This is a genomic window from Streptosporangium sp. NPDC053982 (genome assembly GCF_055585205.1).
On record NZ_JBVJKQ010000003.1, the window covers coordinates 1 to 17,584 of the forward strand.

Below are 17,584 nucleotides of genomic sequence, written 5' to 3' on the forward strand. Positions count from 1 at the left end.
GGTCGGGAACCTCAAGCGGTTCCTGGATGCGTGCGAACGACACACGACGGGGACCAGCGGGTACGGCGGAGGCGTTGCGCGAGGCTGCCAACAGACGTCCTTCCGGGGAGCACGGATGGAATCGAACTGCGCGCACGCCAAAACGCCCCGGCGAAAATCCAGGGCGTCGGAGGGCAGCGCGAGGGAGCAGCATAACCCATATGGGAAACGAATGTCCACACCTACTAGGTATGTCAACCTCGGTGCCACCTTCAGGATGCCACAGCCGGAGCGAACGCGTCAACTCCCGTGGCCGCCCGGGCCGTACCGGGCGTCGTCCCGGGCGTCGTCCCCCGAAGAACGACGGGCGGCCCGGCGCGCGCGCCGGGCCGCCCGTGGCTTCTCTCCCTCGACGGCTACTTCCTCTTCGCCCCCGAGGACTGCCGCTTCTCACGGATCTTCATGGTGACCTCGATCGGGGACCCGGCGAAGCCGAACTCCTCGCGGATCCGCCGCTCGACGAAGCGACGGTAGGTCTCCTCCAGGAAGCCGGAGGTGAACAACACGAACTTCGGCGGCTCCGTCGACGCCTGCGTGGCGAAGAGGATCTTCGGCTGCTTGCCGCCCCGGACCGGCGGCGGCGTCGCCGCGACCAGCTCGGTGAGGAAGGCGTTGAGCCGCGCCGTGGGAACGCGGGTGGACCAGGAGTCCAGCGCCTTCTCCAGCGCCGGGACGAGCCGGTCGACATGCCAGCCCGTCAGGGCGGAGATGTTGACCCGCAGCGCCCACGGGACGCGGACGAGCTGGCGGTCGATCTCCTTCTCCAGGTAGTAGCGGCGGTCCTCGTCGACGATGTCCCACTTGTTGAACGCCACCACCATGGCCCGGCCGGACTCGATGACCAGGGAGATGATCCGCAGGTCCTGCTCGGTCAGCACCTCACCGGCGTCGATGAGCACGACCGCGACCTCCGACCGCTCCAGTGCGGCCCGGGTGCGCATGCTCGCGTAGAAGTCGGCGCCCTTCAGCTCGCGGTCGCGGCGGCGGATGCCCGCGGTGTCCACGAAGCGCCACGTCCGGCCGCCGAGCTGGATCAGCTCGTCCACCGGGTCGCGGGTGGTGCCGGCCATCGGGTCGACGAGGACGCGCTCCTCCCCCGCGAGCTTGTTCAGCAGCGAGGACTTGCCGACGTTGGGCTTGCCCACCAGGGCCACCCGGCGCGGCCCGCGCTCGGCCTCGAAGCTCTGCTTCGGCGTCTCCGGCAGCGCGTCGAGGATCACGTCGAGCAGGTCGCCGCTGGAGCGGCCGTGCAGGGCGGAGACCGGCTGCGGCTCGCCCAGGCCGAGGGACCACAGCGCGGCGGCCTCCAGCTCCATCTGCTGGTTGTCGACCTTGTTGGCGGCGAGGATGACCGGCTTGCCGGAACCGCGCAGCACGTGGCCGACGATCTCGTCGGCGTCGGTCACGCCCACGGTCGCGTCCACCACGAACAGGATCACGTCGGCCAGGTCGGCTGCGATCTGCGCCTGCTCGGCGATCCGCAACGCCATGCCGGTCGCGTCGGGGTCCCACCCGCCGGTGTCGACCACCGTGAACCTGCGTCCGCGCCAGGCGGCGTCGTAGGTGACCCGGTCGCGGGTCACACCCGGCACGTCCTCCACGACCGCCTCACGACGGCCGATGATCCTGTTGACCAGGGTGGACTTGCCCACGTTGGGACGGCCCACCACGGCCACGACCGGCTGCGGTCCCAGGTCGGGGCCCGCCTCCGGAGAGCTGTTCTCGGTGCCTGGATCGGTCAGCTCAGCGTCGATCCAGCCGCTGTCTTCACTCACGCTTTTTCCTTAATCAGACGCAGCACCCCGGCGATGACCTCTTCGAGGTTCAGCGCCGTGGTGTCGATTTCGACGGCGTCGGCCGCCTTCGCCAGCGGGTCGGTCTTCCGCGTCGAGTCCAGGGTGTCGCGCCGGGCCATCGCGGCCTTCTGCGCCTCCACCGTGGTGCCGGCGAGCTCCGCCGTACGGCGGAGCGCGCGGGCGTCCGCGCTCGCGGTCAGGTAGATCTTGACCGGGGCCTCGGGTGCCACGACCGTGCCGATGTCACGGCCCTCGACGACGATGTCGCCCGCCCCGATGATCTCACGCTGCTCGGTCACCAGCCGCCGTCGCACCTCGGGAACCGCGCTGACGGCGGAGACCGCCGCGGTGACCTCGGCCGTCCGGATGGGCCCGGCGGCGTCGGCGCCGTCGACGGCGACCGTGGGCGCGTCGGGGTCGGTGCCCATCGAGAGGACCGGCTCCGACGCCCTGGCCGCGATCGCCGCGGGGTCGGCGAGATCGACCTCCCGCTGCAGCATCCACCACGTGATCGCCCGGTACATCGCCCCGGTGTCGAGATAACGCAGCCCCAGCGCCCGCGCGACCCCGCGCGACGCACTCGACTTGCCCGACCCCGAAGGACCGTCCATGGCGACGACCAGTCCGGCCACGGCGCCTCTCCCTTACAGCCCGCTTCAGTTGTCCGTACGAGGCTACCGGCAGCGGGACCGCAACCTCGCATCGGAGACCGGGCCCACCGCCCCGTCACGGTCTCCGCCGCGCCGGAGCGGGTGCCACGGCGGGCTTCCGGGCCACCGTCCCGCCCCGGTCAGGGCAGGTGCCAGCCGTGGGCGCGCAGCGCCTCCGTCAGCGCCGGCACCGCCTCCGGCTGCACGAGCAGATCCGCCGCGCCCAGCGGCAGACCGGGGGCGTGCTCCAGCCGGACGTCCTCGATGTTGACGCCCGCGTCCCTGGCCACCTGGAACAGCCGGGCCAGCTCGCCCGGCCGGTCGCCGATGATGACCTGGACGGTCGCGTAGTCGCGCGCCGGGCCGCCGTGCTTGCCGGGGATGAGGCCGGTGCCCGCGACACCGCGGCGCAGCAGTTCGGTGACCCTGCCCATGGCCTCCGGGTCTGCCGGGGCGTCCCCGGCGCCCGGAGCGCCCTGGGCGCCCTCGGCGTCCGGGCCGGCCGAGGCGCGCAGCGAGGCCGCGGCGGCGGCGAGATCGGCCGCCACCGCCTCCAGCACGTCGGCCACCGGCAGCGCGTTGCCCGACAGGATGCCCGTCCACAGGTTCGGGTCCCCGGCCGCGATGCGCGTGACGTCGCGGACGCCCTGCCCGGCGAGGCCGAGCGCGGTGGCCGGCGCCTCGGCGAGCCGGGCGGCCACCGCGGAGGCGGTCACGTGCGGGGCGTGCGAGACGACCGCGACGGCCCGGTCGTGCTCGGCCGCCTCGACCTGTACGGCCTCACCGCCGCAGAGCTTGATCAGCAGGCGCAGGGCCTCCACCGCGTCGGGCGAGGTCTTGTCCGTGGGGCACAGCGCCCAGGGGCGGCCCAGGAACAGGTCCGCGCGGGCCGCCGCGGGACCGGAGCGCTCCCGGCCCGCGAGCGGGTGCCCGGCGACGTAGGTGGCCAGGTCGCAGCCGACCTCGGCGGCCTGCCGGAGCGGGAGCGCCTTGACGCTGGCGACGTCGGTGTAGAAACGGGCCGCCCCGGCCCGCTGCAGCTCCGCGAGCTGGCCCGCCACCGCCTGCGGCGGGACCGCGATGACCGCCATGTCCACGGTCCCACCGGCCCACTCGACGCCGGCGCCCAGCTCGCGGGCCAGCCGTACGGAGGCCGGGTCGCGGTCGGCGAGGTGGACGGTGACGTCCTGCCCGCGCAGGGCGAGGGCCACCGACGTGCCGATCAGGCCGGTGCCGACGACGAGGACGTTTTCGAGGCCGCTCACGTCTGTCCTTAGGGTGCTGGGGCTCGTGGCGGGGCCGGAGCGATCCTCCGCGGTGACCGCGGCGGGACCGCCGCCCGGATCACCGCCGGAATCACCGGTCAGACCGCCGCCGGGCTCGCTGGGCTCACTGGGCGATGTCCACCCGCAGGGCGACCGCGCCGCGCAGGTAGACGTGCTGGATCTCCTGGCGCGGTCGGTCGGTCTCCACGTGGGCCATCAGCCGGACGACGCGGGGCAGCGCGCCCGGGACGTCGATCTCGGACGCGCAGATGAGCGGCACGTCGTGGAAGCCGAGCTTGCGGGCGGCCAGGGCGGGGAACTCCGCGGTCAGATCGGGGGTGGCGGTGAAGATGACGCTGATCACGTCGTCGGTGGTGAGCCTGTTGCGCTCCATCACCTCGGTGACCAGCTCGGTGACACCGGACAGGACGGACTCCCGGTCGTTTCCGTCGACCTGGATCGCCCCGCGGATCGCCCGCACCATCGCCGCTCCCCCTTCATGTGCACGCCGGACCCGCCCGAAGCGGGACGGGTCCGGTGTGCCCCGAACGCGTGTGTATCCGAGATTACAGGCCGACGGCGGCGTAGAGCTCGCCGACTTCCTTGAGGGTCAGCGCGCGGACCGTGCCCGGCTTGAGGCGGCCGAGCTTGACCGGGCCGAACTCGATGCGGGCGAGGTCGATGACCGGGTGGCCGACCTCCTCCAGCATGCGGCGCACGACGTGCTTGCGGCCCTCGTGCAGGACGATCTCCACCAGCGCCTGCTGGCCGTGCTCCTGGACCACGCCGAAGGAGTCGGCCTTGGCGATGCCGTCCTCCAGCTCGATGCCCTTCTGCAGGCGGCGGCCGAGGTCGCGCTCGATCTTGCCCGGTACCTTCGCCCAGTACTTCTTCTGCACGCCGTAGCTGGGGTGGGTGAGCCGGTTGGCCAGCTCGCCGTCGTTGGTGAGCAGGATCAGGCCCTCGGTCTCGGTGTCGAGACGGCCGACGTGGAAGAGCCGCTCGGTGCGGTCGGCGACGTAGTCGGCCAGCGAGGGACGGCCCTCGGGGTCGGCCATGGTGCTGACGACGCCGATGGGCTTGTTGATCGCGAGGTAGACCAGGTCGGGCATGGTCGGCAGGCGCTTGCCGTCCACGTGGATGACCTGCTTGGCCGGGTCGACGCGGGCGCCGAAGCGGCGGACGACCTGACCGTCGACCGTCACGCGGCCCTCGCCGATCATCTCCTCGCAGGCCCGGCGGCTGGCCACGCCCGCCTGGGCGAGGACCTTCTGCAGCCGAACTCCGCCGGGGACCTCGGTGGTGTCGCGCTCGTCGGTGTAGTCGGCGTCGTAGAAGTCGGGGTCGCGGCGCGGCTGGCGGGCGGTCTTGAACCGGTCGTTCGCGGTCCCGCCGGGCCTGCGCGCGGCAGGGGCCCCGGAGGCGCGGCCGGCCGGGCTCCGGCGCTCGCCGTACGAGCCGGACCGCGCGCCGCCGATCGTCTGGATCTCGTCCCGGCGGCCGGTCCTGCCGAATCGGCCGCGGGAGCCGCCCCGGGGGGCGTCGTCGCGGCGGGGGCCGCCGGAACGGTCGTCACGGCGGGGGGCGTCGAAGCGCTCCTCACGACCGGAACCGCCGAAGCGGTCGTCACGGCCGGAGCTGCCCCGGGGGGCGTCGTCACGGCGCGGACCGCCGAAACGGTCGCGCGAACCGCCGCGCTCGGCGCGGAAGCCCTCACGGTCGTCACGCCGGGGACCACCGAAACGGTCATCGCGGCGGGGACCGGCGGAACGGTCATCACGGCGGGGACCACCGAAGCGCTCGCCGCCGCCGGAACCGCCGAAGCGGTCGTCACGGCGGGGACCGGCGGAACGGTCGTCACGGCCGGAGCCGTACCCGCCACGCGAACCGCCGCGCTCGGCGCGGAAGCCCTCACGGTCGTCGCGCCGGGGACCACCGAAACGGTCATCGCGGCGCGGAGCGCCGGAACGGTCGTCACGGCGCGGACCACCGAAGCGGTCGTCACGGCGCGGCGCGTCGGACCGGAATCGGGGCGCGTCGGAACGGGATCCGCCACGGTCATCGCGGCGGAAGCCGCCGGAACGGTCGTCACGGCGCGGACCGCCCGAACGATCGTCACGGCGCGGACCGCCGAAACGCTCGCCACGGCCGGAGCCTCCCCGGGGGGCGTCGTCGCGGCGGGGACCGCCGAAGCGGTCGTCGCGGCCGGAGCCGTACCCGCCACGCGAACCACCGCGCTCGGCGCGGAAGCCCTCGCGGTCGTCACGCCGGGGCGCGTCGGACCGGTCGTCGCGGCGCGGGCCGCCGGAGCGGTCGTCGCGGCGCGGCGCGTCGGAGCGGAAGCCGCCCCGGGATCCGCCGCGGAACCCGCCGGCCCCGGATCCTCCCCGGGTGCCGCCGCCTCCGCGGGGGCCGCCGCCGCGCGGGGCTCCGCCGCGGCCTCGACCGCGTCCATCACCGGACGGGGTGCTACGCCTGTCGTTCACTGCTTCTGCTCCTCTAGGTTTTCCACGTCGTCGGGAAGGAACGGTGCCAGCTCGGGAAGCTCCTCGAGGTCCCGCAGGCCCATCCGTTCGAGAAAGTACGAGGTCGTTCGGTAAAGAAGTGCCTGGCTGTCGGAGTCGGTGCCGGCCTCCTCGACCAGCCCCCTCGCCACCAGCGTGCGCATCACGCCGTCGCTGTTGACGCCCCGGATCGCCGCCACCCTGGCCCGGCTGACCGGCTGGCGGTAGGCGACGACGGCCAGGGTCTCCAGCGCGGCCTGGGTGAGCCGCGCCTGCTGGCCGTCGCGGACGAACCGCTCCACGAGGGACGCGCACTCGGCCCGCGTGTAGAACCGCCAGCCGCCCGCGACCTCTCTCAGATCGAAACCCCGTCCGGCGGCGGTGTATTCCGCCGACAGCGCGCGCAAGGCGGCGGCGATCTCCGGGACGGGGCGTTCGAGCACCTGGGCCAGGGTGACCTCGGCGACCGGTTCGTCCACCACGAGCAGGATGGCCTCAAGCCCGGCTCGCAGGCCGGCCTCGGGCGCCACGTCGGTCATGAAGGCTCTTTCCCGCCGCTCTCGTCGTAGTCGTCCGCCACGGCGACATCGCCGTCGTCGCTGCCCGTCCAGGTCACGTGCAGCTCTCCCAGAGGCTCGACCTGCTCGAAGGAGACGGCCCCCTCCCGGTAGAGCTCCAGGACGGCCAGGAAACGCGCGACGACCTCGAAGGTGCCGGCGCAGTCGGAGGTGAGCGCCCGGAACGTCGCCCTGCGGATCCGCCTCAGCCGCTCGACAAGGATAACCGCCTGCTCGCGGACATTGGCGAGCGGCTGGTAGATGTGGGAGACCGACACCGAGGGCGGCGCCTTGGGGGTGAAGGCCCGCCGCGCGATCTCCGCGAGGCGCTCGGGACCGATGCCCAGCACCAGTTCGGGCAGCAGGCCCGCGAACCGCGCCTCCATGGGGACGACCCGGGGGAAGCGCAGCGCCTCCTCTGCCATCCGGCCGGAGAAGACCTTCGCGACCTCCTTGTAGGCCCGGTACTGCAGGAGGCGGGCGAACAGCAGGTCGCGAGCCTCCAGCAGGGCGAGGTCCTCCTCGTCGTCCACCTCGCCGGACGGCAGCAGCCGGGCCGCCTTCAGGTCGAGCAGGGTCGCCGCGACGAGCAGGAAGTGGCTCGTCTGGTCGAGGTCCCACTCCGGTCCCCTGGCGCGGATGTAGGAGATGAACTCGTCGGTGACCTGGCTGAGGGAGACCTCGGTGATGTCCAGCTTGTGCTTGGCGATCAGGCCGAGCAGCAGGTCGAAGGGACCCTCGAAGACCTCCAGGCGGACCCGGAAGGTGTCGGCGGCCGGCTCTGCCTGCCCGGCCGGCAGCGGCTGCTCGGTCATCCCGCCATTGTCCCGTACCCCGGCCGCGCCCATCGCCCCCGGCGCGCCACCGCGCCCGTCCACGCTCGTCACGCCGGGTCACCCCCGGCGCTCCACCGCGCCCGTCCCCCGGACGCCTCTCCCGCGGCGGGTCAGCGTTCCTGGGCGTGCTCCTCGGCGCTCCACCTGGCCAGGACCTCGCGGGCCAGCTCGCGGTAGGCGCTGGCGCCCAGTGAGGAGGAGTCGAAGCTGGTGATGGGCTCACCGGCCACCGTGGCGTCCGGGAAGCGGACCGTACGGTTGATCACGGTGTGGAATACCTTCTCGTCGAACGCCTCGACCACCCGGGCCAGCACCTCACGGCCGTGCAGGGTGCGCGCGTCGTACATGGTGGCGAGCAGGCCCTCGATGACCAGGTCCTCGTTGATGCGCTGCTGGACCTTCACGATGGTGTCCATGAGCAGCGCGACGCCTCGCAGCGCGAAGAACTCGCACTCCAGCGGGACCATGACGCCGTGCGCGCAGGCCAGCGCGTTGATCGTGAGCAGGCCCAGCGAGGGCTGGCAGTCGATCAGGCAGACGTCGTACTCGGGCAGCAGCGGCTTGATCACCCGGCCGAGCACCTGTTCGCGGGCGACCTCGGTGACGAGCTGGACCTCGGCCGCGGACAGGTCGATGTTGCTCGGCAGGAGGTCCATGCCCTCGACGCCGGTCTCCATCAGGACTTCCCTGGCGGTGATCTGCGGGTCCATCAGGAGGTTGTAGACCGTCAGGTCGAGCTGGTGGGGGTTGATGCCCAGGCCGACCGAGAGGGCGCCCTGCGGGTCGAAGTCGACCAGCAGCACCCTCAGCCCGGCCTCGGCCAGCGCCGCGCCCAGGTTGATGGTGGTGGTGGTCTTGCCGACCCCGCCCTTCTGGTTCACCATGGCCACGACGCGCGCCGGTCCGTGTACCGTGCGCGGGGGCGGATCGGGGAAGACCGGGCGGGGCCGCCCGGTGGGGCCGAGGACTCCCCCCGGGTGAGGGCTCCCCGCGGTCTTGGTGTCGCCCCAGGGATTCTCGGGGTTTCCCGGGGTCGTTCCCCGAGCAGAACCGTCGGTGGTCACAGTCACCAGTTGAACCTCCCTGACGGCCTCGAACCGGACCGTCCGGACGGACACTATGGCGTCAACACGTATGCGGCAAGGCGGCACGCCCGAACACAAGCAAGCTCAATGCCGCGCGCGGGGGCGCGCGGCGGCGTACGCCTCCCGGAGCTTGTCGACCGTGACCAGGGTATAGACCTGCGTGGTCGTCACCGAGGCGTGGCCGAGCAGCTCCTGAACCACCCTAACGTCCACACCCCCGTCCAGGAGGTGTGTTGCGAACGAATGTCGCAAGATATGGGGGGAGATTCCGGCCAGTCCCCCGCGCTCGGCGGCGGCCTGGAGCACCTCCCAGGCTCCCTGCCTGGTCAGCCTGCCGCCCCTGGCGTTGAGGAACAGCCCCTGGCCGCCCCTTCCCCGGGCGGCGATTCGAGGGCGCCCGCGGGTGAGATAGGCGCCGAGCGCCTCCCTGGCGAAGCGGCCCAGCGGCACCGCGCGGACCCGCCCGTCCTTGCCGCGCAGCCGTACCCGCTGGATCCCGGCGTCCAGGTCGACGTCGTCCACGGCGAGCCCGACGGCCTCGGAGATGCGGGCGCCGGTGCCGTACAGCAGCTCCAGCAGCGCCCGGTTGCGGATGGTGAGCGGCGCGTCCTCGGGCCCGGCGGCGGCGATGAGGCGCTCCACCTCCGCCACGCTGATCGCCTTGGGCAGCCGCCGCAGGCGGCGTGGCGGGCGCACCGCGTGCGCGGGGTCCCGCCCGGACAGGCCCTCGCGCAGCGCGAAGCGGTGCAGTCCGCGTACGGCGGAGGCGGCGCGCGCCACGGAGCTGGCGACGAGGGCCTGGTGGTCCTCGTCGCCGTCCCCGAGCGCGGTCAGGAAGGCCGTGACGTCGCCCTCGACGACCTCGCCGAGGGCGACGCGGCCGCGGTCCCTCAGATGCGCGGTGTACCGCAGCAGGTCACGGCGGTAGGAGGCCAGTGTGTTGGCGGCCAGCCCCCGCTCCACCGCGAGGTGGGCGAGGTAGCTCTCGAGGACGGCCTCCGTCTCGCTCAGGGTGTCCTCCCGTCATGCCTCCGGTGCGTCGGCGGGCCGCAGAGAGGCGAAAGCGTCCGCCGAAGCGGCGTATGCGGCGAGAATACCGGCCACGGCCTGGGAATTGTGGATCATTCCCGCCAGGGCACGCCGAACCGCTTCGGACAGGGGAATCCACACCACCGGCATGTCGGCCTCCTCGTGCCGCCGGACGAAGTCCAGCTCCCCGTCGGGGATGGGGCTGAGGTCCCTGGCGAGGAAGATCCGGGTCCGCTCGTCCGTCATCCCCGGCGAGGTGAAGGCGTCGACGAGCGTGTGCCAGGTCCGCGCGCGATAGCCCGCCTCCTCGGCCAGCTCCCGCGCCGCCCCGGCGTGCAGCGGCTCGCCGTCGACGTCGCGCAGCCCGGCGGGCAGCTCCCACAGCAGCCGCCGGGCCGGGTGGCGGTACTGGCGGATCATCAGGACCCGGTCCTCATCGTCGAGCGCCACCACGGCCACCGACCCGGGGTGGCGGACGTAGTCACGCGCGACGACCTCGTCCTCGCCGTCCCCGTCCGGCATGACGACCCGTTCGGTCAGCGCGGTGATGACCCGCCCGGAGAAGTGCTCGGCCGAGGAGACGACCTTCCACTCCGCCGGGGCGTCGACGACCTCGGGGACCCCGGGACCGGCGGAGGCGTCCGCCCGGTCCGCCACCGGCCCGTCCGGCCCGTCCGGCCTGGAGACGTCGGCACGGCTCGCCCGCGGCTCGGGCGCGCTCACTTGCCCCGCCCGGTCTTCGCCGCGTCGCTCCGGGCCTCGGCGTAGGCCAGGGCGGCGGAGACGAGGCCCGAGAACAGCGGGTGCGAGCGGGTCGGCCGGGAGCGGAACTCCGGGTGCGCCTGGGTGCCGATGAAGAACGGGTGGACGTCGGCGGGCAGCTCGGCGTACTCCACCAGGCGCCCGTCGGGCGACAGGCCGGAGAAGACCATGCCGATCTTCTCCAGGTCGGCGCGGTAGGAGTTGTTGACCTCGTAGCGGTGACGGTGACGCTCCTCGGCCCTGGCCTTGCCGTACAGCTGGCGGGCGAGCGAGCCCTCGGTGAGCTTGGCGGGGTAGAGGCCCAGCCGCATGGTGCCGCCCATGTCGCGGTCGCCGGCGACGACGTCCTTCTGGTCGGCCATGGTGGAGATCACCGGGTGCGGCGTCTCGGGGTCGAACTCGGTGCTGCCGGCGTCCTCGATGCCCGCGAGGTTGCGGGCGGCCTCGATGACCATGCACTGCATGCCCAGGCAGATGCCGAGCAGCGGGACCTTGTTCTCCCGGGCGTGCCGGATCGCGCCGAGCTTGCCCTCGATGCCCCGCACGCCGAAGCCGCCGGGGATGAGCACGCCGTCCACGCCGTCGAGCTCGCGGGCGGCGCCCTCGGGGGTCTCGCAGTCGTCGCTCTTGACCCAGCGGATGTTGACGCGGGCGTCGTTGGCGAAGCCGCCGGCGCGCATCGCCTCGGTGACCGACAGGTAGGCGTCGGGCAGGTCGATGTACTTGCCGACGAGCGCGATCGTGACCTCCCTGGCCGGGTGGTGCACCCGGCGCAGGAGCTGCTCCCACTCCTTCCAGCCGACGTCGCGGAAGGGCAGGCCGAGGCGGCGGACGACGTAGGCGTCCAGGCCCTCGGAGTGCAGGACCTTGGGGATGTCGTAGATGCTCGCGGCGTCCACGGCCGAGACGACGGCGTCCTCGTCGACGTCGCACATCAGGCTGATCTTGCGCTTGATCGGGGCGGCGACCGGCCGGTCCGAGCGCAGGACGATGGCGTCGGGCTGGATGCCGATGCTGCGCAGCGCGGCCACGGAGTGCTGGGTCGGCTTGGTCTTCAGCTCGCCGCTCGGCCCGATGTACGGGAGAAGCGAGACGTGGAGGAAGAACACGTTGTCGCGGCCGACCTCGTGGCGGACCTGGCGGACGGCCTCCAGGAAGGGCAGCGACTCGATGTCGCCGACGGTCCCGCCGACCTCGGTGATGACCACGTCGACGTCGGGGCCTGCCATGGACCGGATGCGGTCCTTGATCTCGTTGGTGATGTGCGGGATGACCTGGACGGTGTCTCCGAGGTACTCGCCGCGGCGCTCCTTGGCGATCACGTTGGAGTACACCTGGCCGGTGGTCACGTTCGCTGAGCCGTGCAGCTCGGTGTCGAGGAAGCGCTCGTAGTGGCCGACGTCGAGGTCGGTCTCGGCTCCGTCGTCGGTGACGAACACCTCACCGTGCTGGAACGGGTTCATCGTCCCGGGGTCGACGTTGAGATAGGGGTCCAGCTTCTGCATGGTGACTCGCAGGCCACGCAGCTTGAGGAGGCGTCCGAGGCTCGACGCCGTCAGTCCCTTACCGAGACTGGAGGCGACGCCGCCGGTGACGAACAGATGCTTGGTTTGTGCGGCGCTGCGCAAGAAGTCTCCCGTGGTCGCGATAGAGCTGCAGGCACCCCCTGATAGGGGCCTACTGTCCACGGGCTCTCAGAATATCAAACGACCGTCGCGAACCGCCCCGTCACCTGCCCCTGCCCCGCATTCCCCAGGTAAACCCCTGACCGGTAACTTATGCCCTTATGTCAGTACATGGGGTGTTGAGGCGCACCCTCAGCGCTCTCGTCCACCGCGGCTGGTCCGCGCTCCGCGCCGCCGGCGAGGTCACCCCGGCCAGCCCCGGTGGCTACCGGTTCCGCCGCCTGGGCGAGGGCGCCCGCCTGGCCTTCCCCCCCGGCGCGGTCTTCGGCGAGCAGTGGATCGAGATCGGCGAGGAGACCCTCGTCGGCGAGCGGGTCTCCCTCTCCGCCGGCATGGCCCCGGGAGCGGACCTCGGCCCCGACGGCATCGTGCGGATCGGCCGGCACTGCTCCATCGGCCGGGGCGGTCACATCGTCGGGCACCAGTCGATCGACATCGGCGACCACGTCTTCACCGGCCCCTACGTCTACATCACCGACCAGAACCACGTCTACGACGACCCCGAGACGCCGATCGGCCGCCAGTGGCCCCGCAACAACCCCGTGGTCATCGGCTCCGGCTCCTGGCTGGGCACCGGCGCGATCATCCTGCCGGGCACCCGGATCGGCCGGCAGTGCGTGGTCGCCGCCGGGGCCGTGGTCCGCGGCGAGTTCCCCGACCACAGCGTGATCGCCGGCGTCCCGGCCAGGGTGGTCCGCCGCCACGTCCCCGGCCACGGCTGGCTCCCGCCTCACCTCGCCGCCGACGGCTCCCCCGGAGCCCTCACGACTCCCGGACTCACCGTGCTGTCCGACGGCGCGGTGACCTCGGGGACACCGTGACCCCCGTACCTCCCGGGGCCTCCTCCGCCGCCGCGGTCCGCCGGGGCGGGATCTTTGCCCCGTGATCGTTCGTTGAGGGAAGGGCGACACACGGAGGAGACACGATGCTCGCGGCACTAACCGGTCTGGGGCTTTCCACGGCGGCCGGGCTCAACGCCTACATCCCGCTGCTGGTCGTCGGCGTCCTCGCCAACCTCACCGACGAGGTACGGCTGCCGAGCGAGTTCGCCTGGCTGTCCAACGGCTGGGTGCTCGCGATCATCGGCGTGCTGCTGCTCGCCGAGATCGTGCTCGACAAGGTCCCGGCGGTCGACAGCGTCAACGACATGATCCAGACGGTCGTCCGCCCGGCCTCCGGCGGCGTGGTGTTCAGCGCCACCGAGGCGGCGGCCCGGCTCGACGGCTCGACCTGGATGAGCCACAACCCCTGGCTGAGCTGGGTGCTGGGCATCGCGATCGCGCTGGCCGTACACCTGATGAAGTCCACCGCCAGGCCGGTCGTCAACGTCTCGACCGCCGGGGTAGGCGCCCCCGTGGTCAGCACCCTGGAGGACGCCGGCTCGCTCGGCATGAGCCTGGTCGCGGTCTTCATGCCGGTGCTGGTGGTCGTTGGGGTGGCGGTCCTCGCCCTGTTCGGCTGGTGGGCGGTCCGCAAGGTACGGCGCCGCCGCGCCCTACGCCGAAGTCCGGCCTGACGCCACGGCTCCGCCCCGCACAGGGAGGAGCGGGGAGCCGGGCGACCCGGATGACGGCCCCGCGGCCGGGCCTTCACGACCTCGGCCCACCGGCCCACCCGGGAGCGTCGGCCCCTCCCGCCCACGGCTCCGCCCCGGCCGCGCCGCCGGGGATATGCTCGAAGAACCCGTCTCGCCCCCGCCAGGAGGTGGCTCCCATCGGCACTTTCATCACCATCGCACTGGTGATCCTGCTGTTCGTCCTTCTCGCCTCGGCGGCCGGTGTCTACCTCCTGGTCAAGGTCGGCAAGAAGGCCACCAAGGAGGCCCGCAAGGTCGGCGACCGGGTCGCCACCCACGTGGCGTCGATGGGCACCGGCGAGGCCGCCGAGGCCGAGCGGATGCGCATCGACCTCCGCCGGGAGGTCTCCCTGACCCGCCAGGCCGTCGAGCAGGCGCTGCGCGACGGCTGGGGCCTGGGCGACCTGCCCCACCTGATGGCGGAGATCGCCGTGCAGGCCGACCAGGTCGACGCCCAGCTCGGCCTCTACGCCCGGCACTCCCGCATGCCGTCCCACTCCGACCCCCACTCGTTCGGCCTGCTGCGCGACCACCATGCCAAGCTGACCGGGGCCTGCTCCCGCATCCGCGCAGATCTGCTCAACGACCAGATGACGCACTCGGCCGGGGTCATCGCCGACCTCCACAACCGCACCGACCTGGAGATCGAGGCCCGCCGCCGCGCCCCCGACCCGCTGGACCAGATCGACGAGCTCTACCGCCGCACGATGCTCAGCCGCCCCCAGCGGGAAGAGCCCCGCTGACGGACGCGGAGCGTGTCATCATGAGCACGCATCGTGAAAAGGCGGGGCAGTTCGAGGAGGTCGGCATATGACCACGGCATTTCCCGAGTGGTTCTATCCGGGGCCACCCGGCGGGTGGACGGCCGACATGCTCGACCGTCTTCCCCCCGACGCGCCCAGGCACGTCGAGCTGATCGATGGGTCACTCGTCATGATGTCACCGCAGACCGCGTTCCACATGTTCATGGTCAATCTTTTGATCGATTCGGAGCGAGGAATACGCCCACCGGCCGATCTCGTGGTCGTCCGAGAGATGACGGTCACCCTGGGCATGCGGCAGCGCCCGGAGCCCGACGTCCTCGTCGTCAACCGGTCGGCCCTGCAGAACCTGAGCACGACCACCTTCAAGCCGGAGGACGTCCACCTCGTCGTCGAGGTGGTGTCCGCCGAGTCCATGGAGCGGGATCGCACCACCAAGCCGATCAAGTACTCCGACGCCGGGATCAGATACTTCTGGCGCGTCGAGCAGGAGGACGAGGGCGCCGTCGTCTACACCTTCGAGCTGGAGCCCTCCGTCAGAGCGTACGTGCCGACCGGCATCCACCGGGGGCGGCTGCGGACGTACGCCGGCTTCGACGTGGACATCGACCTCGACCTGAGCACGTACATGGGAGGCAAGGCTCCGTAGAAGCCGCTCCACGCCCGCCTCCGCCCGCGCGGCGTCCTGGTTCTCCCGCTCGAACGAGATGTCCGTTGGTCCACCGAAAAGGTGTCGTGCCGGATTTGGGATGATCGACCGGTGACCCCTCCCCCTACGGACGCCGGCCGGGTGCCGACACGAGAACGTGTGCGCCGCATCCTCGAAACCCCCCGCCTGCAGCGGGTCATCATTTTCGTCATCGTCCTCAACGCGGTCACCATCGGCTGCGAGACCTCCTCGGTCCTCGCCGACCGGGTCGGCGGCCTGCTGCACGTGATCGACCGGGTCACCCTGGCCGTCTTCGCCGCCGAACTCGCCGCCCGGCTGTACGCCTACCGTGAGAAGTTCTTCCGTGATCCGTGGAGCTGGTTCGACACGATCGTCGTGGCGGTCTCCTTCGCCCCCGCGTCGGCCTCCACCTCGGTGCTGCGCACACTGCGGATCGTGCGGACGCTGCGCCTGGTGTCGGCGGTGCCCAGCCTGCGAAGGATCATCGACGCCCTGATGGCGGCCGCTCCCGGCATGCTCTCGATCGTCGGCCTGATCGTCCTGCTGGTGTACGTCTCGGCGGTGCTGGCCACGCATCTGTTCCGCGACATCGCCCCGCAGTACTTCGCCGAGCTTCCCACCTCGCTGTTCACCCTGTTCCAGGTCATGACCGGCGAGGCGTGGCCCGACATCGCCTCCGAGGTGATGGAGCAGAAGCCCTGGGCGTGGGTGTTCTTCGTCGGCTACATCCCGCTGACCACGTTCGTGGTGCTGAACCTGTTCATCGCCGTCGTCGTCACCGCCATGGACGACCAGACCACCTCGGCCGAGGAGCAGCGCGTCGAGGACACGCTCGCCGTCATCGCCGGGGAGCTGGCCCGCCTGCACGCCAAGATCGATGAGCTGCAGGCGTCCGCCGGTGACCACCGTCCCAACGGGAGAGCCGCGGCGGAGCCCTCCGAGACGACCGGGCCCGGTTAGGTTCCGTTTCACGGATCACCCCGCCTGCCGCGGTCGGCCGGGCGGGGACCCGCGGAACAGACCTAGTCCAGGCGCCAGATCATGCCGTTGGTGAACGGCATCTCCTCGGACTCGGTGTGGTCCCGGCCGACCGCCCAGACCGAGGCCGATCCGGGGCGGCGGGCGAGCGCCGCCACCGAGCGCCCTCCGAGCGGGCCGCGGTCGGCCTCGTACGTCCGCCATCTCCCGCCGGTGAGGCGGCCCAGGCCGTGGGGGACGGTCGTCCACAGGCCGCCCGCGCCGTCGGCGACGATGTCACGGCCGATGGAGAGCCGTTCGGGCACGACCCTGACCAGCCACCGGCCGCCGCTCCATCTCATGAGCACGGGCCGGACGCACGTCGTCTCCTCCTCTCCGCAGATCCGGTACATCGAGCCGAGCACCCACACCTCTCCCCCGTCGCCCACCGCGAGGGCGACCACCACCGTCTCCCGCTGCCGCTCCCCGTACAGGCGAGGGATCGGCGGGCGCGGGACCGGAGTCCAGCGGCGACCGCTGCGGCGGGCGACGGCGATGTGCCCGCCCTCGTCTCCGGCGATCCACACCTGACCGGACGCGGTCGCCTGCAGGGCGCCCACGCGGAAGGGCGGCCTCTGCGAGAGCCGGCGGTCACCGTCCCAGTGGTGGATCCTGCCGGAGGTCGCCGCCCAGACCTCGTCCCGGCCGATCGCGGCGGCCCCCGTGACCCCCGAGTCCAGCACGGACACCGTCCATGACGTGCCGTCCCAGCGGGCTGTGCAGACGTCGGAGCCACCGCTCATCGTGGGGGCGCTGCAACGGCCGAACACCCGCAGGGCGCCGTCGCGGGAGGCCGCGATCCGGCCCACCTCCACCACCCGGTCGAGTTCGGGCAGCCCGTGCCAGCGCCGGCCGTCCCATCGCATCGCGTACGTCAGCGTGCGGCGCGGCCCGCAGGGATCGCCCGTCGCGGGGAACTCGCGCTGCCCGACGGCGTACACCGTGCCGTCGGGCAGCGCCGTCACGGCGCGGTAGTCGTCGCCGTAGGGGTAGGCGTTGTAGTGCACGAGGCGCATCCCACCCCCGGAGGGGAGCGGCGGCGGGGTGGGGGGCAGCGTGGAGTCCGGGTGGAGGTGGCAGCGGTTCCCGGGGGAAGTCGCCACCGCGCCGGAAGGGGTCCACGCCGCGCCGGGAGAGGGCCCGGCCTGCGGCCCCGGGGAGGGAACCGTCGCGCCGGATCCGGGGGCGGCCGAGCATCCGGCGGACAGAGCGGATAGAGCGGACAGAGCGGCCATGGCCAGGCCCGCCAGAGCTGAGCGCACCGCTTTTCGGCCCATGCCGGGCATTCTGGCATCAAGGGTCGCGCCGCGGCCACGGGATCGTCGTCATCGGCATCGCACGCGCGGATGCCT

Annotated in this window: 17 protein-coding genes; 5 read left to right on the forward strand and 12 right to left on the reverse strand. The window is 72.3% G+C overall.

Going from position 1 to position 17,584, the window contains the following annotated elements; all coding sequences use genetic code 11:
- Nucleotides 1-395: 395 nt before the first annotated feature.
- The 11 genes from der to ACZ6W9_RS05450 form a co-directional block, all read right to left on the reverse strand.
- Nucleotides 396-1,781: a ribosome biogenesis GTPase Der gene (gene der / locus ACZ6W9_RS05400; protein WP_389956250.1), complete on the reverse strand. Its 1,386-nt coding sequence runs from the start codon at nt 1,779-1,781 to the stop codon at nt 396-398.
- A gap of 29 nt (nt 1,782-1,810) precedes the next feature.
- Nucleotides 1,811-2,467 carry a (d)CMP kinase gene (gene cmk, locus ACZ6W9_RS05405; RefSeq protein ID WP_389954422.1) on the reverse strand — a complete coding sequence of 219 codons (657 nt, stop codon included), beginning with the start codon at nt 2,465-2,467 and terminating at the stop codon, nt 1,811-1,813.
- A 158-nt stretch (nt 2,468-2,625) separates the two neighbouring features.
- The gene (locus ACZ6W9_RS05410) at nt 2,626-3,750 is read right to left on the reverse strand and encodes a prephenate dehydrogenase (protein WP_389954424.1); all 1,125 of its coding nucleotides are present in this window, start codon (nt 3,748-3,750) and stop codon (nt 2,626-2,628) included.
- A gap of 124 nt (nt 3,751-3,874) precedes the next feature.
- Nucleotides 3,875-4,234 carry a chorismate mutase gene (aroH, locus tag ACZ6W9_RS05415; protein ID WP_389954426.1) on the reverse strand — a complete coding sequence of 120 codons (360 nt, stop codon included), beginning with the start codon at nt 4,232-4,234 and terminating at the stop codon, nt 3,875-3,877.
- A gap of 82 nt (nt 4,235-4,316) precedes the next feature.
- On the reverse strand, nt 4,317-6,236 hold the full coding sequence (locus tag ACZ6W9_RS05420; protein WP_389954429.1) for a pseudouridine synthase: 1,920 nt from the start codon (nt 6,234-6,236) through the stop codon (nt 4,317-4,319).
- Entirely contained in the window at nt 6,233-6,793 is a 561-nt protein-coding gene (scpB, locus tag ACZ6W9_RS05425; protein ID WP_362945313.1) for an SMC-Scp complex subunit ScpB, read from the reverse strand. Before scpB ends, ACZ6W9_RS05420 begins: the two co-directional genes overlap by 4 nt.
- Nucleotides 6,790-7,626, reverse strand: a complete 837-nt coding sequence (locus ACZ6W9_RS05430; protein WP_389954434.1) for a segregation and condensation protein A — start codon at nt 7,624-7,626, stop codon at nt 6,790-6,792. The genes scpB and ACZ6W9_RS05430 overlap by 4 nt, the downstream gene beginning before the upstream one ends.
- 131 nt (nt 7,627-7,757) lie before the next feature.
- On the reverse strand, nt 7,758-8,717 hold the full coding sequence (locus tag ACZ6W9_RS05435) for a ParA family protein (protein ID WP_362945317.1): 960 nt from the start codon (nt 8,715-8,717) through the stop codon (nt 7,758-7,760).
- A 99-nt stretch (nt 8,718-8,816) separates the two neighbouring features.
- A complete protein-coding gene (locus tag ACZ6W9_RS05440; RefSeq protein ID WP_470116888.1) occupies nt 8,817-9,743 on the reverse strand; it encodes a tyrosine recombinase in 927 nt (308 codons plus the stop codon).
- Nucleotides 9,744-9,755: 12 nt separating this feature from the next.
- Nucleotides 9,756-10,418, reverse strand: a complete 663-nt coding sequence (locus tag ACZ6W9_RS05445; RefSeq protein ID WP_362945319.1) for an NUDIX hydrolase — start codon at nt 10,416-10,418, stop codon at nt 9,756-9,758.
- Between the two features lie 62 nt (nt 10,419-10,480).
- Nucleotides 10,481-12,151: a CTP synthase gene (locus tag ACZ6W9_RS05450; RefSeq protein ID WP_470116771.1), complete on the reverse strand. Its 1,671-nt coding sequence runs from the start codon at nt 12,149-12,151 to the stop codon at nt 10,481-10,483.
- 173 nt (nt 12,152-12,324) lie between these two features.
- Here ACZ6W9_RS05450 and ACZ6W9_RS05455 point away from each other — a divergent pair, with 173 nt between their 5' ends.
- The 5 genes from ACZ6W9_RS05455 to ACZ6W9_RS05475 all read left to right on the forward strand — a co-directional run bounded on the left by ACZ6W9_RS05455 (nt 12,325) and on the right by ACZ6W9_RS05475 (nt 16,175).
- Nucleotides 12,325-13,029 (forward strand): acyltransferase, encoded by a 705-nt coding sequence (locus ACZ6W9_RS05455; RefSeq protein WP_470116772.1) that lies wholly within the window; start codon nt 12,325-12,327, stop codon nt 13,027-13,029.
- A gap of 104 nt (nt 13,030-13,133) precedes the next feature.
- Nucleotides 13,134-13,724 (forward strand): DUF4126 domain-containing protein, encoded by a 591-nt coding sequence (locus ACZ6W9_RS05460; protein WP_470116773.1) that lies wholly within the window; start codon nt 13,134-13,136, stop codon nt 13,722-13,724.
- A 188-nt stretch (nt 13,725-13,912) separates the two neighbouring features.
- A complete protein-coding gene (locus ACZ6W9_RS05465; RefSeq protein ID WP_470116774.1) occupies nt 13,913-14,527 on the forward strand; it encodes a hypothetical protein in 615 nt (204 codons plus the stop codon).
- Between the two features lie 67 nt (nt 14,528-14,594).
- Nucleotides 14,595-15,194 carry a Uma2 family endonuclease gene (locus tag ACZ6W9_RS05470; RefSeq protein WP_470116775.1) on the forward strand — a complete coding sequence of 200 codons (600 nt, stop codon included), beginning with the start codon at nt 14,595-14,597 and terminating at the stop codon, nt 15,192-15,194.
- Nucleotides 15,195-15,305: 111 nt separating this feature from the next.
- Entirely contained in the window at nt 15,306-16,175 is an 870-nt protein-coding gene (locus ACZ6W9_RS05475; RefSeq protein WP_389954453.1) for an ion transporter, read from the forward strand.
- A 62-nt stretch (nt 16,176-16,237) separates the two neighbouring features.
- On the opposite strand, the gene ACZ6W9_RS05480 is transcribed toward ACZ6W9_RS05475, so the two are convergent.
- Nucleotides 16,238-17,509, reverse strand: coding sequence for a hypothetical protein (locus ACZ6W9_RS05480; RefSeq protein WP_470116776.1), 1,272 nt, complete (start codon nt 17,507-17,509; stop codon nt 16,238-16,240).
- Nucleotides 17,510-17,584: the final 75 nt, after the last annotated feature.